The 12,524-nt window shown below is 38.5% G+C and carries 17 protein-coding genes; 13 read left to right on the forward strand and 4 right to left on the reverse strand.

What is annotated here, in order from left to right:
- From AC07UV_RS23335 to AC07UV_RS23345, 3 genes are all read left to right on the forward strand, one after another.
- The coding region (locus AC07UV_RS23335; protein WP_495185486.1) for a hypothetical protein at positions 1–241 on the forward strand (241 nt) is incomplete at its 5' end.
- Between the two features lie 391 nt (positions 242–632).
- The gene (locus AC07UV_RS23340) at positions 633–1,298 is read left to right on the forward strand and encodes a hypothetical protein (protein ID WP_495185487.1); all 666 of its coding nucleotides are present in this window, start codon (positions 633–635) and stop codon (positions 1,296–1,298) included.
- An 8-nt stretch (positions 1,299–1,306) separates the two neighbouring features.
- On the forward strand, positions 1,307–1,927 hold the full coding sequence (locus AC07UV_RS23345; protein WP_495185488.1) for a hypothetical protein: 621 nt from the start codon (positions 1,307–1,309) through the stop codon (positions 1,925–1,927).
- A gap of 42 nt (positions 1,928–1,969) precedes the next feature.
- Here AC07UV_RS23345 and AC07UV_RS23350 read toward each other — a convergent pair whose 3' ends face one another.
- Entirely contained in the window at positions 1,970–2,449 is a 480-nt protein-coding gene (locus AC07UV_RS23350) for an SRPBCC family protein (protein ID WP_282255389.1), read from the reverse strand.
- A 117-nt stretch (positions 2,450–2,566) separates the two neighbouring features.
- On the opposite strand from AC07UV_RS23350, the gene AC07UV_RS23355 reads away from it, so the two are divergent.
- Complete coding sequence (locus AC07UV_RS23355) at positions 2,567–3,076, forward strand: GNAT family N-acetyltransferase (protein WP_495185489.1); 510 nt, start codon at positions 2,567–2,569, stop codon at positions 3,074–3,076.
- Entirely contained in the window at positions 3,073–3,918 is an 846-nt protein-coding gene (locus AC07UV_RS23360; RefSeq protein ID WP_495185490.1) for a metallophosphoesterase, read from the forward strand. Before AC07UV_RS23355 ends, AC07UV_RS23360 begins: the two co-directional genes overlap by 4 nt.
- A gap of 48 nt (positions 3,919–3,966) precedes the next feature.
- Here the strand turns inward: AC07UV_RS23360 and AC07UV_RS23365 are convergent, their stop codons facing one another.
- Positions 3,967–4,548 carry a TetR/AcrR family transcriptional regulator gene (locus tag AC07UV_RS23365; protein ID WP_495185491.1) on the reverse strand — a complete coding sequence of 194 codons (582 nt, stop codon included), beginning with the start codon at positions 4,546–4,548 and terminating at the stop codon, positions 3,967–3,969.
- 58 nt (positions 4,549–4,606) lie between these two features.
- Here AC07UV_RS23365 and AC07UV_RS23370 point away from each other — a divergent pair, with 58 nt between their 5' ends.
- The 3 genes from AC07UV_RS23370 (at position 4,607) to AC07UV_RS23380 (ending at position 5,659) form a co-directional block, all read left to right on the forward strand.
- On the forward strand, positions 4,607–4,795 hold the full coding sequence (locus AC07UV_RS23370; RefSeq protein WP_120258344.1) for a hypothetical protein: 189 nt from the start codon (positions 4,607–4,609) through the stop codon (positions 4,793–4,795).
- Positions 4,750–5,196 (forward strand): hypothetical protein, encoded by a 447-nt coding sequence (locus AC07UV_RS23375; protein ID WP_495185492.1) that lies wholly within the window; start codon positions 4,750–4,752, stop codon positions 5,194–5,196. The genes AC07UV_RS23370 and AC07UV_RS23375 overlap by 46 nt, the downstream gene beginning before the upstream one ends.
- 172 nt (positions 5,197–5,368) lie before the next feature.
- Positions 5,369–5,659, forward strand: a complete 291-nt coding sequence (locus tag AC07UV_RS23380; RefSeq protein WP_495185493.1) for an RNA polymerase alpha subunit C-terminal domain-containing protein — start codon at positions 5,369–5,371, stop codon at positions 5,657–5,659.
- A gap of 136 nt (positions 5,660–5,795) precedes the next feature.
- On the opposite strand, the gene AC07UV_RS23385 is transcribed toward AC07UV_RS23380, so the two are convergent.
- Positions 5,796–6,221, reverse strand: a complete 426-nt coding sequence (locus tag AC07UV_RS23385; protein WP_223578826.1) for a cold-shock protein — start codon at positions 6,219–6,221, stop codon at positions 5,796–5,798.
- A gap of 281 nt (positions 6,222–6,502) precedes the next feature.
- On the opposite strand from AC07UV_RS23385, the gene AC07UV_RS23390 reads away from it, so the two are divergent.
- Positions 6,503–6,784 (forward strand): GNAT family N-acetyltransferase, encoded by a 282-nt coding sequence (locus AC07UV_RS23390; RefSeq protein ID WP_120258347.1) that lies wholly within the window; start codon positions 6,503–6,505, stop codon positions 6,782–6,784.
- Positions 6,785–6,841: 57 nt separating this feature from the next.
- Here AC07UV_RS23390 and leuS read toward each other — a convergent pair whose 3' ends face one another.
- Entirely contained in the window at positions 6,842–9,625 is a 2,784-nt protein-coding gene (gene leuS, locus AC07UV_RS23395) for a leucine--tRNA ligase (protein ID WP_495185494.1), read from the reverse strand.
- A gap of 218 nt (positions 9,626–9,843) precedes the next feature.
- Here leuS and AC07UV_RS23400 point away from each other — a divergent pair, with 218 nt between their 5' ends.
- The 4 genes from AC07UV_RS23400 to truB are packed head-to-tail and all read left to right on the forward strand — an operon-like array spanning position 9,844 to position 12,512.
- Positions 9,844–10,722: a cell division protein FtsX gene (locus tag AC07UV_RS23400; RefSeq protein WP_120258349.1), complete on the forward strand. Its 879-nt coding sequence runs from the start codon at positions 9,844–9,846 to the stop codon at positions 10,720–10,722.
- Positions 10,723–10,724: 2 nt separating this feature from the next.
- A complete protein-coding gene (locus AC07UV_RS23405; protein WP_282255399.1) occupies positions 10,725–10,970 on the forward strand; it encodes a DUF3098 domain-containing protein in 246 nt (81 codons plus the stop codon).
- Between the two features lie 15 nt (positions 10,971–10,985).
- The gene (locus tag AC07UV_RS23410; protein WP_223578820.1) at positions 10,986–11,780 is read left to right on the forward strand and encodes an undecaprenyl-diphosphate phosphatase; all 795 of its coding nucleotides are present in this window, start codon (positions 10,986–10,988) and stop codon (positions 11,778–11,780) included.
- Between the two features lie 9 nt (positions 11,781–11,789).
- A complete protein-coding gene (gene truB, locus AC07UV_RS23415) occupies positions 11,790–12,512 on the forward strand; it encodes a tRNA pseudouridine(55) synthase TruB (protein WP_495185495.1) in 723 nt (240 codons plus the stop codon).
- Positions 12,513–12,524 lie beyond the last annotated feature (12 nt).

Here is a 12,524-nt window from a genome sequence, read left to right on the forward strand (position 1 = left end):
CCCTTTATCTAACCGCATTTTAAGCGATACAAGCCCTTTGCAGACAACAAGAGCAGCAAGCATGGCTCAAACCAAAAGATGTCTTAAAAACCTTAAAAAATGGGTATACTCCAATCAGCTAGCACGGAGCAAACGATCATCAGCAGCTATCTACCAGCTTGTGTTGCCCCCCACCCTTACGCTAACGACATTTTATAAGTGGTACAAGCCCTTTGCAGACAACAAGAGCAGCAAGACATAGCTTAAACCAAAAGATGTCTTAAAAACCATAAAAAACAGATCTAATCCAAAACAGCTTGTACAGAGCAAACGATCATCAGCAGCTATCCACCAGCTTATGTTGCCCCCCACCCTTACGCTAACGATATTTTATAAGTGGTACAAGCGCTTCATGTGCAGCACCACCAGATTTACCACATGAAAAAACAGCCAGGAAATAATTAGAAAAGACAAAACAAACTATCCTGCAGCAAAATAACACCCTCTAAATAAACAGAAAAATCACATGTATAAAACACAATTCAAATCATAAATTCCAAACAAAAGTGAAAACTACCGCAGAAACTTTAAACACAGAAACATCCAAACAATCTTACTTCTTGTTATCTTTGCTGTACTACATAATTCATTATATGCATAATTATTCCGCTGAAGACAGTTTATTTATACAGATCGAGATCAAGAAAATAAGAAAAGCCCGTAACAATGCCATCGCAGTTTTTATGGTATTTTTTCTTCTCTGCTTTGCTATCTCGTTATATGTTTTTTCGGACAGGTGGCTGGATACTCCAGACAAGTGGACTGTTTACCATAGCCCCACCATATCTCTTTACACAATATTTCTATTCCCTACTATACTATTTACTGGATTAAGTTGGGCCTTGTCTATCAAAAACCAGAAATATATCAGTGCATTACAGCAGCTCGACAGCCATGACTTAGATATCTATCGACTGTACACAAGCATACTTCCTCAGCGATATGCAGCCATTGCGCCCTACATTTTCTGTAAAAATGAACTTATATTCTTTCCTCTTTTTGGAAGTAAAAAGATTCCAATCAATCAGATCAAACGCATAGAAACAAAATGTGTTCATAATTATCGCGACCCATACAGCTACCACATCTATTTTTATAACGATGCTACAAAAATCATCTATCAGACAATAATGCACCAGATAGATGCCTTCGATTTTCTACAGAAACAGCTTCTGGAGGAAAATCCCAATCTAACGATCATCGCACGAAATCAGATACCCTCGTATTTGAGAACAAAAGACAAGCCTACACACTATTAATTTATTATATGGAAAGTTATTCGTCCAACAAAAGTTCATTTTTACAAACGGAGATAAGGAAAATCTGCAAAGTCCGCAATGCCATTATTGGACTATTTATAGCGATGTTTCTTTTTTGCTATGGCTTCTTCTTTTATGTTTTTTTGGATAAGTGGACAGCTGCTTCAGATAAACTGGCATTTTTTTACAAGTCCCTCCCGCTCTTGAGTACATTGTTCGTCTATTTCGGCGTATTATTCGGCGGGCTCAGCTGGGTCGTTTATTCCAAAAATCAAAAATTTATTATTGCCCTACGAGGTCTCAATAGTCGTGACCTTGCTATTTATCAGCGGTACACCCGAAGACTTGTCCGCATCTATGCAACTATTGCGCCGTACCTTTTTCAGGAGCATGAACTTGTATTTTTTCCTTTTTTTGGAAGTAAAAAAATTCCAATCAATCAGATTCACCGTATAGAGACCAAGATTATACAGAATCACCGTGGCCCGAATAGTTTCCGCGTCTATTTTTACAATGAATTCACCAAGATTCATCAGGTGACAATGAACCAAAGAGGTTCATTCGATTTTCTACAGGAACAGCTTTTAGAAGAAAACCCGAACCTCAACATCATTGCGAGAAACCATTAAACACCTCACACACAGTCTACATTTAAAAAGCAATCCTCCACCCTACCCTTCGAGATAGCGGCTATAATCTCCTGACTCGGCAACCAGCTTGATGATATGGTTACGCTCTTCGAGAAACCGCCTCATATAACCTGTAAGGAAAGACCATTCGGCAAACCGCCCCAAAGGCCCTAGGGGCGCCTTAAAATTAAACACATCCCGCATCAGCACCGTACCATCAGCCTGCTCTTCGAAAAGATGCTGATGATCCATCGACTGAAATGCCCCCTGTATCATTTTGTCTTCGAAAAAATAGGGTTTTTCCATTTTTGCGATCCGCACCGTCAACGTTTGATATACACCCAGATGTTTTGCCCGCCACTGAACGGTCTGTCCGGCTTCGATCAGTCCACTGGTCACACCTGCGATCGCCTTCTCATTTGTCTTCCCAGTCGAATACATGTGTAAGTCTATACTGCGGGCCAGATCAAAAACTATCCCTATTGGTGCATTTACAGTGGTGTCTAATACAATTGTTGGCATAAAATCTTGCTATCGATGAATTCGGAACAAATTTCGTAAAAAACATGAATTTCTTAGGAAAGAGTCTAACAATTATCTAATTTAACCCTCCAATCTAATATCAATAACAAGAAGGCTATGATCACATTGCTTCCATTTGAAGAAGCTGACTTTGACCGCTTCAAATCCTGGATCAGATCTCCAGAAGAACTCCTGCAGTTCGCAGGTCCCTATTTTTCATTTCCAGTGACTGACGAACAATTAAAAAAGTATATTGACGATCCCAAACGCCGTCCCTATAAAATTGTCAGTACAGAAACACAAAACGTTATCGGGCATTGTGAATTGAACTTTGAAAGAAGTATACCACGATTATCCCGCATATTGATTGCTGACAATACCGAAAGAAATAAGGGCTATGGTAAGAAAACTATCAATGCGATGCTGAAACTGCTCTTTGTTGATAACAGTTACGATCAAGCGGATTTAAACGTTTATGACTGGAACACGAACGCAATAAAATGTTATGAGGGGGTAGGGTTTCAGATCAATGAAGGCGCCACAACTGAAACGTCAATCGGTAATGAAACCTGGAAGGGCCTGAATATGCAAATCACCAAATCAAACTGGCTAGCCAAAACACAATGAAGAAGAAACGTTTTTTTAAGAAAGCCTTTATTACCCTGACCTTGATCGCTGCTCTGCTCGGCTATTATGCCTGGCAGATCGAACCACACTGGGTCAAATTCGAACAGCTAAAACTCCCCATAAAAAACCTTCCTAGCAGCCTCGAAGGCAAAACGCTCGTTCAGATTTCGGACATCCACATCGGCGACTATGTCAGTAAAGAATTTATCAAAAACAACTTCACGAAAGTTGGTATAACAGATCCGGACATTATTGTTTACACAGGCGATTTTGTCCGATTGGTCCACAATGCCCTCCCACTCGCGGATCTCGACGAAGTCATGCAATTAGCCCCAAAAGGAAAACTACAGACATTGGCCATCTTGGGAAATCATGATTATGGAAGAGCTTTTGGAGACAGTGCTGCAGCGGATTCAATCACTACACTGCTAAAAAAGTATCATATTACTGTTTTAAGAAACGAAAGTGTGAATATAAATGGTCTACAGCTCTATGGTATGGACGACTATTGGGGAACAAACTTTGACCCTGTAAAAACTATGCAGAAGTACGACCGTAACCAAGCGAGCCTTATCCTCTGCCACAACCCCGATGTTGCTGATCTGGATGTATGGAATGGCTATGAAGGGTGGATTTTATCAGGCCATACACATGCCGGGCAAGTACGGATCCCATTCTGGGGTTCACCTATTATCCCCGTCTCAAACAAAAACTACGATCAGGGTATTAAAAAACTACCGGGCAACCGAACCCTTTACATCAACAGGGGCCTCGGTCATAGTATCCCCGTCCGCTTTAATGCACGACCAGAAATAACGGTTTTCACCTTAACAAAGGGCTAACATCAGGGATACGGCCAAGTTTAACGCTTCCATAAACACCTTATGCAATTAAATTAGGTATGGGTAAAAAGCAACCGCTATTGTTTGCCGATAGTCTTCCAGTCCATCCGATTCAAATCGACCGCCCAATACCGCAAAACTCGAATACCAGAAATCTGATATAATAAACATCTGACGTACAAAGCCCTTCAGAATGGCTATTGGTATATCCTGTCTAAACATTCCCAATTTGGAGTAGTGCTCAAAGAGGGAAATAAACTGCTCCTCACGTCGTGCAACAAGAGTCCGGTAGGCATCCCCAATAGCGGGTATCCAAGTACAGATCTCGACGAAATTGGCAAAAATAAACTTATACTTATTGATCAACAGATAAGAGCCCTCCGTAAATTCCTGCAATAACTCCTGAAATCTGGCATCTTTCTGATCAAATAAAACCACCATTTCATCATAGTCCCGCTGGAGCTGCTCAAAAATAGTAAAGATAATATCTTCTGTATGCTTGAAGTGATAATGGAGATTGCCAGCACTAATACCCATTTCCTGCGCAATCTGTCGTGTCGTAACGGTACGTATTCCTTCTCGATTATATACCCCTAACGCTTCCACTACAATTTTTTCTTTCGTATTCATGACACAAAATTAGAACAATTGTTCTAATTTTGTGTCATGAATGATAAATTAAGATAATATGAAAGACGAAAAGAAAGAAAGTTGGCTAAAAAATCAATATCTAGATCTAAAGCAGACGCTTATTCCGGCCCATCCAAATGATGGCCCCTGGAAAAAATTCGGCAAACAGACAGCTTTTTTTATGTTTTTAACGTTGATGGTATGCGGAGCAATAGCTATGTTGATCGCCATTTCCTTTGCGCATTAGTAAAGAATCTTTTTGACGGTATATTTATTTTTTATTGGTTATGCTGGTTCTTTATTCGATTTACACGGCTACAGCATTTTCCTATTCCATTTTTAAACAGCTGGCTTACGGACCTTGTCTTTGTCCCTATTATTGTTCATGTCGCATCTATTACAGGAAGCTTTCTATTCAATAAAGGAAAACCGCATGGATATCCATTGCACCAAATCTGGTTTATATCGGCTATTGTATCACTCTTGTTTGAGTACGTGATGCCTAGCTACACAGACTACAATACGGGGGATACCTATGACATCATTGCTTATTTTATGGGAGGACTATTTTACTTTTTATTCCATCAGCCCCGTTATATCAGAAAAAGTTCCTATGGAACCAATCATGTGACTTGCAGCCAAAATTAAATTACAGCTGATAAAATACGTTCTGGAACAGTATAGCATATACGTTCAGAAAAGTTCCTGCTCAAAATCCCAACAGAATATCTTATTGGTAAACAGACCTTCAAATGGCAAAAGTATATCCTATAATTGGAAATTGTACCGATATTGTAATTAATTAGCAGATATAGGTCACATGACAAGAATCAAAACCAAAAGAACATGTAGTAATGGGCACAGCTTCTATAAGAGTACAGATTGCCCAACATGTTCAATATGCGAAAAGGAAAAGAAACCTGAAGATGGTTTTCTAGCTCTTTTGGGTAGCCCCGCTAGAAATGCGCTATTAAACCATGGTATAGATCAACTTGAAAAGCTAACTCAGTACTCGATGAAGGACCTACTGAAGTTCCATGGCCTTGGAAAGGCTTCCTTGCCGCTGTTAAGTCAGGCTTTAATGGAAAAGGGATTAAAATTTAAGGAGTAAGTGTCCCAAGGATTTTTCTATCAGATAATAACAAAAAAATAAGCCCTCGATTGGCTTCCATATAGTTTCTCGCTACTTAGAAGTGCTTGAGGGCTTTATTATTCAACGCTTTTAACACAAGCGGAATCTTCGTTTACTAGTACTCGATCAAAACTTCAGTTACCTGAGCGCCTTGTTTTGCGCTTTTGAATTTAAACTTAACTTTCTGATTCAGATTCAATTTCTGTCCAACAAGACGATCATTGAAATAAATAGATTGTTGAGTCTCATTATCTCTGATGAACCCATAATTGGAGTCGGTATTGTAATGAACAACTTTTCCAAAAGAATAGTCATCTTGGTGGTTCGAAGACATACTTGGACTCTCCCCTTCTTTCAATTTGATCGCAGGTCTGTCTGAGATATTCCCATGTTCATCAACATAAGCAAACAGTTCTTCCAAAGATTTTCCTTTGTCATTATTTGTTTTGTTGAATTCTTTTTTCTCAATTTTTTGTTGTTTTTTGAGTAATTTCTTTTTTTCTCGTTCTTTTTTGTTAAATGTAATTTGGCTTTTGCTCATTCAATATGGATTAAAATAAAATGTTCCCGAGGAGATGTCGGACCTTTAGAGCTTCGTTGAAAAGATAAAAATGCGAGGTGTTCTAAGGAGATAATTGCAAAGGTACGAAAAAAATAGGAAAAATCAACGATATCCGATAATACATCTAACAGCCACCACAACCTAAATTCGGAGAAGCTCCGACTACCATGATAACAGACATATAGTCCACATAGCAACACAAAATTTGAGCGTTTTTATAAAACAAAAATATCTTTTGGACGTTATTTTGAAAAAACACTATGGAAGTAAAAAATATTGAAAGAGATGACCGAGGTAATTTCATTGCTGAGGTGGAAAATAATGAAGCTGGGATTTTGGAATATACCTGGCAGAGTGAGTACGAGTTTTCCATAGACCATACCGAGGTCTATGACGAATATAAAGGGATGAGTGTCGGTAAAAAGCTTGTTCTTGAGGCCGTAGATTATGCCCGGAAAAACGATGCCAAGATTGTTCCGAACTGTCCTTATGCAAAATCAATTTTTGACAAAACAATTGCCTTTCAGGACGTACTAGCATAAAAAAAACCATTTTATCACTGGGACAAAATGGTTTTTATTTTTGACAACTGTATTAGACTAAGCTACAATATTGATTATTTTCCCTTTTACAAAAATAATCTTCTTAATTGGCTTACCGTCCAGGTGTCTCTGTACATCTGCATGTGTCTTGATCGTTTCTTCAACAGTTTGTTGATCTAAATCCAATGCAAGTGATAGATTGAACTTCATTTTACCATTGAAAGAGACCGGATATGCAAATTCAGACTCGACTAGATATTCTGGTTTGAACGTAGGATAAGTTGCCTGAGAAAGTGTACCTGCCTCATGCCCCAATAAGTTCCACAATTCCTCCGTAATATGTGGTGCATAAGATTGAAGAACGATAACAAGTTGCTCCAATATCTGGCGTTTATTGCATTTCAAATCGGTCAATTCATTCACACAGATCATAAAGGCCGAAACAGAAGTGTTGAACGAGAAACGCTCGATATCATCTTCCACTTTCTTAATAATCTTATGTAAAGCTTTAAACTCGGCTTTTGAAGGCTCTTCATCCGATACATTAAAATTACCTTCGGCATCGTGAAACAAGCGCCATACTTTCTTTAGAAACTTGTAAACACCTTCGATACCATTCGTATTCCATGGTTTGGCTTGCTCCAATGGTCCCAAAAACATTTCGTAAAGACGTAAGGTATCAGCGCCGTACGTCTCAATGATATCATCTGGATTAACGACATTGAATTTCGACTTGGACATTTTCTCCACTTCACTACCACAGATGTATTTGCCGTTTTCCAAAACAAATTCAGCGTTCGCAAAATCAGGTCTGAAATTTTTGAATTTTTCTAAATCCAAAACATCATTTGATACGATATTAACATCTACATGCAAAGGAATTGTATTGTAATCATTTCTCAAGCCATAGGACACAAATTGATTAGTTCCTCTGCCCTCTTCATCGAGTACACGGTAGACAAAATTTGAACGTCCTTGAATCATACCTTGATTGATCAATTTTCGGAATGGTTCTTCCTCATTATGATAGCCAAGATCTTTTAAAAACTTATTCCAAAAACGTGAATATAACAAGTGACCTGTAGCATGTTCTGAACCACCAATATATAAATCAACAGCTTTCCAGTAATCAACAGCTTCTTTTGAAGCAAAGTTACCCTCATTCTTTGGATCCATGTATCTGAACCAATACCATGAAGAGCCTGCCCAACCTGGCATTGTACTCAACTCATATTCATATTGATCCTCATATTTCCACTCTTTAGCACGCCCTAAAGGAGGTTCTCCAGACTCTGTTGGCAAGTATTTATCAACCTCAGGCAATAATAAAGGTAGTTCTTCTTCTTTAATAAGATATGGTAGACCATTTTTAAAGTAGACTGGTACAGGTTCGCCCCAATAACGTTGACGACCAAAAATCGCATCGCGCATACGGAAGTTGATCTTCGCTTTACCTAATTTCAATTCTTCCAGCTTCGCAATCAGCGCAGGCACAGCCTCCTGATAGGTCATACCGTTAATAAAATCAGAATTGATGTATTTTCCATCCTTATTCGGATCAGCCTCTTCTTCAATCTGCTGTGTATCCGAAATCGGAATAATTTCTAAATTAAAATGCTTGGCAAAAACATAATCACGTTGATCGCCACTAGGTACAGCCATAACCGCTCCTGTTCCATATCCTGCCAAAACATAATCTGCAATCCAGATCTGCACATCACGGCCTGAAATAGGATGTTTAGCAAATGAACCTGTAAAGGCTCCCGATACTGTTTTGGTATCGGCCATACGATCTAGTTCAGATTTTTTTGATGTTTTCTCAATATAAGCTTCAACTTCAGCTTTTTGTTCGGCTGTCGTCAACGATGCAACCAACTCATGTTCAGGCGCTAAAACGACAAATGAAACACCGAAAATAGTATCCACACGGGTTGTAAAAACTTCAATAGCAGCACGCAACTGTGGAACTGGGAATTTGACAGAAGCACCAACGGATTTTCCGATCCAGTTACGTTGCATTTCTACCAAAGGCTCTGGCCAATCAATGCTATCCAAACCTTTTAACAGGCGATCAGCATAGGCGGTGATACGCATTGACCATTGCATCATCTTCTTTTGCTCCACAGGATAGCCACCACGTTCAGACACGCCGTTAATCACCTCATCATTAGCCAATACTGTCCCTAAAGCCGCACACCAGTTGACTGTACTCTCACGTAGATAAGCAATACGATACTTTAACAACTCACGTTGTTGTTTTTCTTCATCAAAAGATTTCCATTCTTCCGAAGTGAATTCTAATACATCTTCGTCAGAAACAGCCTGAACAGCAGCAGAACCATTTGTAGAAAATTTCGTAATCAATGTGTCAATGGGTTCAGCTTTATCCGTTTCTTTATTATACCAAGAACCGAATGATTTCATAAAAATCCACTGCGTCCATTTATAGTATTCAGGTTCAGAAGTCCGAACTTCTCTACTCCAATCATAAGAGAAACCTATATTGTCCATCTGCTCGCGGTAACGATTGATATTTGCCTCGGTTGTAACAGCAGGATGTTGACCCGTTTGGATCGCATATTGCTCTGCAGGAAGTCCAAAGGAATCATAACCCATTGGATGCAGTACATTGAAGCCTTTCAGTCGTTTATATCTTGAAAAGATATCCGAAGCAATGTATCCGAGTGGATGACCAACATGTAGTCCTGCCCCAGATGGATAAGGAAACATATCCAACACATAGTATTTTGGCTTCTGATGCGCATCTGATGTTTTATATGTTTGATGATCCGCCCAAAACTTCTGCCACTTTTTCTCTAATGATTTGTGATTATACTCCATTTTTGTTCGTAAGGAATTTTTATGACTTGCGAAATTACGATTTTAATACTGAAATGTGATAAAAGTTTTGTAGTTTGAACAATAAATTCTAGTATTGAAAAGTTATTTAAACATAGGTAGAAAACTAAATTCGAATTGATTTTTATCAAAGTAATTACAAGATAAATTCGAAATCTTCCGCTCAATTAGTTACTTTCGCAAATAAATTTTTGCTTATTATGTCAGAATACGAATTAAGCACACAAAAAAGAAAAACAAAGTCTGTATATGTATCCACAGTTATCAGTATAGCACTGGTGCTATTGGTAACAGGTATGTTAGGCTTATTATTGGTGCACGCTAAAAATCTTTCAAAGTACGTTAAAGAAAACATTGTCCTGAATGTCATTGTAAATGATGGCACCAGTGAAGGCGATGTGCTTTCTTTGCAAAAAGATCTTGAAAAAGACCCTTATGTCCTTCGCTCAGTGTATATCAGCAAAGAAATTGCTGCCAAAAACCTGAAAGAAGATCTTGGTGAAGATTTTGTACAGTACCTTGGGCACAACCCATTATTGCCATCATTGGATGTCTATATGAAGGAGAATTATGCTAATACGGATAGCATCAAGACTTTCATCGAAAAAATCTCTAAAAACAATAAAATAAAAGAGGTTGTCTATCAGGAATCATTGATTGATATGGTCAATAAAAACGTACGTATCATCGGTATGATTGTTTTGGCCTTTGCTGTTATTTTATTGATCATCGCTGTGGCCTTAATTAACAATACCATACGTTTGGCTATTTACTCGCAGCGTTTCTTAATTAAAAGCATGCAATTAATTGGTGCAACCAAAAACTTTATTCGTAAACCTTTTATCACTTATGGTATTATCCATGGTTTACTAGGTTCACTGATTGCGATTCTACTATTGATATTGACGCTCAAATTAGCACAACAACAAATACCTGAATTGGTCTTTTTACGCAACTGGTTTGAGTTTGCGATCATCTTCTTAGGTGTCATCTGCATCGGAATTTTAATCTCAGGGCTTAGTACCTACTTCGCTGTAACGAAATATTTAAAAGCTCAATCTAACGACTTATATAGATAAAAATGGCTCAAATAAAGAAATCTACGGAATCTGTAAATAAAGGTTCCTTCGTATTTTCAAAATTAAATTATCAGCTTTTTATAGCTAGCTTGGTTCTTGTAGTCATTGGCTTTGCGCTGATGTCTGGTGAAACTGATATCTATAGTTTTACCAAAATCACTTTAGCGCCAATTGTAGTCGTCCTCGGCTTTGCATTGGGATTTGTAGCGATCCTGTATCGCCCCAAAACAACTAAAACTGAAGAATAATCTTATTAAAAACTGATGTCTATTATTGAAGCTATAATCCTTGCTATCATCGAAGGATTAACGGAGTTTTTGCCTGTCTCCTCTACAGGTCATATGATTATAGCAACTGCACTGATGGGTATTCAACCCTCAGCCTTTGTTAAATTATTTACGATTGTCATTCAATTGGGAACGATTTTATCAGTTCTCGTCTTATATTACAAGCGATTCTTTAAATCGCTTTCATTTTACTATAAGTTGGTGATCGCTGCTATTCCTGCATCGGTACTTGGATTACTTTTCAACGATTTTATCGATTCACTTTTGGAAAGCCCACTGATGGTTGCGATTATGCTGGTAATCGGCGGTGTTGTCCTGCTCTTTGTCGACAAATGGTTTAATAAACCTACTGTTGAAGATTCGGACAACGTCTCTTACAAGCAGGCCTTTATGATCGGTGTATACCAATGTCTGGCTTTGATCCCCGGCACATCCAGATCTGCTAGTACCATCATCGGTGGTATGGCCGAAAAATTAACACGTAAAGCAGCCGCAGAATTTTCATTTTTTCTGGCTTTGCCGATGATGTTTGGCGCTTCAGCTGTTAAACTCTTGAAATTCTTCAAAGAAGGAAATACATTTACAGGCGAAGAGCTTAATCTTCTTATTGTAGGTAACCTCATTGGTTTTGTTGTCGCAATTGTTGCAATCAAATCTTTTATTGGATTTTTAACCAAATATGGTTTTAAGGCCTTCGGATGGTATAGAATAGTTGTTGGGGTTGTTATTCTCGTACTACTTCTTTCGGGGCATAGTTTACAAATTATCTAATTTTTTTTCATGGAAAACATAGAGGTTGGTGAAAATTCAGCAAGGTTTAATTTTGCTGAAGGTGAAATGTTGTTGATTGATAAACCTTTAACATGGACAAGTTTCGACGTTGTTGGGAAAGTCAGAAACTCACTGAAACCATTAAAATTAAAAGTTGGCCATGCAGGCACATTGGATCCCTTAGCAACGGGATTGCTAATTGTCTGCACTGGTAAGTTGACAAAAAAGATCGACAGCTATCAGGCTGAAGACAAAGAATATACAGGTATAATTACATTGGGCGGAACCACTCCCTCCTATGACCTAGAAACCGAAATTGATGAGCTATTCCCTATCGATCATATTACCGAACAGATGATCTTTGATGCGGCAAAGACCTTTGAAGGCGACATACAACAGTTTCCTCCAGCGCATTCTGCCATAAAGATCAATGGTGAACGTGTCTATGCAAAAGCTCGTCGTGGTGAAGAGGTTGAAATAAAATCCCGCCAGGTACGGATCAATCGCTTTGAAATTGAGAAGATTGAACTTCCTAATGTGTATTTTCGCATTTCTTGCTCAAAAGGCACCTACATCAGATCATTAGCATACGACTTTGGAAAAGTATTACATAGTGGATCCCATTTAAGTTCCTTAAGACGTACCAAAAGTGGTGATTATACGATTGAAAACGCTTGGAATCTTGAACAGCTTATCGCCGAAATAAAAGGTCATAAGGAAATCATTAAATAAACCCATCGGTGC

The sequence above is a fragment of the Sphingobacterium sp. GW821-FHT03E03 genome (genome assembly GCF_059420745.1).

Bases quoted from the DNA above. Each gene is read 5' to 3' on its own strand.
- AC07UV_RS23350 (WP_282255389.1), bottom strand. From the start codon at position 2,449: ATGCCAACAATTGTATTAGACACCACTGTAAATGCACCAATAGGGATA.
- AC07UV_RS23360 (WP_495185490.1), top strand. From the start codon at position 3,073: ATGAAGAAGAAACGTTTTTTTAAGAAAGCCTTTATTACCCTGACCTTG.
- AC07UV_RS23380 (WP_495185493.1), top strand. From the start codon at position 5,369: ATGACAAGAATCAAAACCAAAAGAACATGTAGTAATGGGCACAGCTTC.
- AC07UV_RS23405 (WP_282255399.1), top strand. From the start codon at position 10,725: ATGGCTCAAATAAAGAAATCTACGGAATCTGTAAATAAAGGTTCCTTC.
- AC07UV_RS23340 (WP_495185487.1), top strand. From the start codon at position 633: ATGCATAATTATTCCGCTGAAGACAGTTTATTTATACAGATCGAGATC.
- AC07UV_RS23355 (WP_495185489.1), top strand. From the start codon at position 2,567: ATGATCACATTGCTTCCATTTGAAGAAGCTGACTTTGACCGCTTCAAA.
- AC07UV_RS23345 (WP_495185488.1), top strand. From the start codon at position 1,307: ATGGAAAGTTATTCGTCCAACAAAAGTTCATTTTTACAAACGGAGATA.
- AC07UV_RS23400 (WP_120258349.1), top strand. From the start codon at position 9,844: ATGTCAGAATACGAATTAAGCACACAAAAAAGAAAAACAAAGTCTGTA.
- AC07UV_RS23390 (WP_120258347.1), top strand. From the start codon at position 6,503: ATGGAAGTAAAAAATATTGAAAGAGATGACCGAGGTAATTTCATTGCT.
- AC07UV_RS23375 (WP_495185492.1), top strand. From the start codon at position 4,750: ATGCGGAGCAATAGCTATGTTGATCGCCATTTCCTTTGCGCATTAGTA.
- AC07UV_RS23410 (WP_223578820.1), top strand. From the start codon at position 10,986: ATGTCTATTATTGAAGCTATAATCCTTGCTATCATCGAAGGATTAACG.
- AC07UV_RS23365 (WP_495185491.1), bottom strand. From the start codon at position 4,548: ATGAATACGAAAGAAAAAATTGTAGTGGAAGCGTTAGGGGTATATAAT.
- AC07UV_RS23385 (WP_223578826.1), bottom strand. From the start codon at position 6,221: ATGAGCAAAAGCCAAATTACATTTAACAAAAAAGAACGAGAAAAAAAG.
- AC07UV_RS23370 (WP_120258344.1), top strand. From the start codon at position 4,607: ATGAAAGACGAAAAGAAAGAAAGTTGGCTAAAAAATCAATATCTAGAT.
- leuS (WP_495185494.1), bottom strand. From the start codon at position 9,625: ATGGAGTATAATCACAAATCATTAGAGAAAAAGTGGCAGAAGTTTTGG.
- truB (WP_495185495.1), top strand. From the start codon at position 11,790: ATGGAAAACATAGAGGTTGGTGAAAATTCAGCAAGGTTTAATTTTGCT.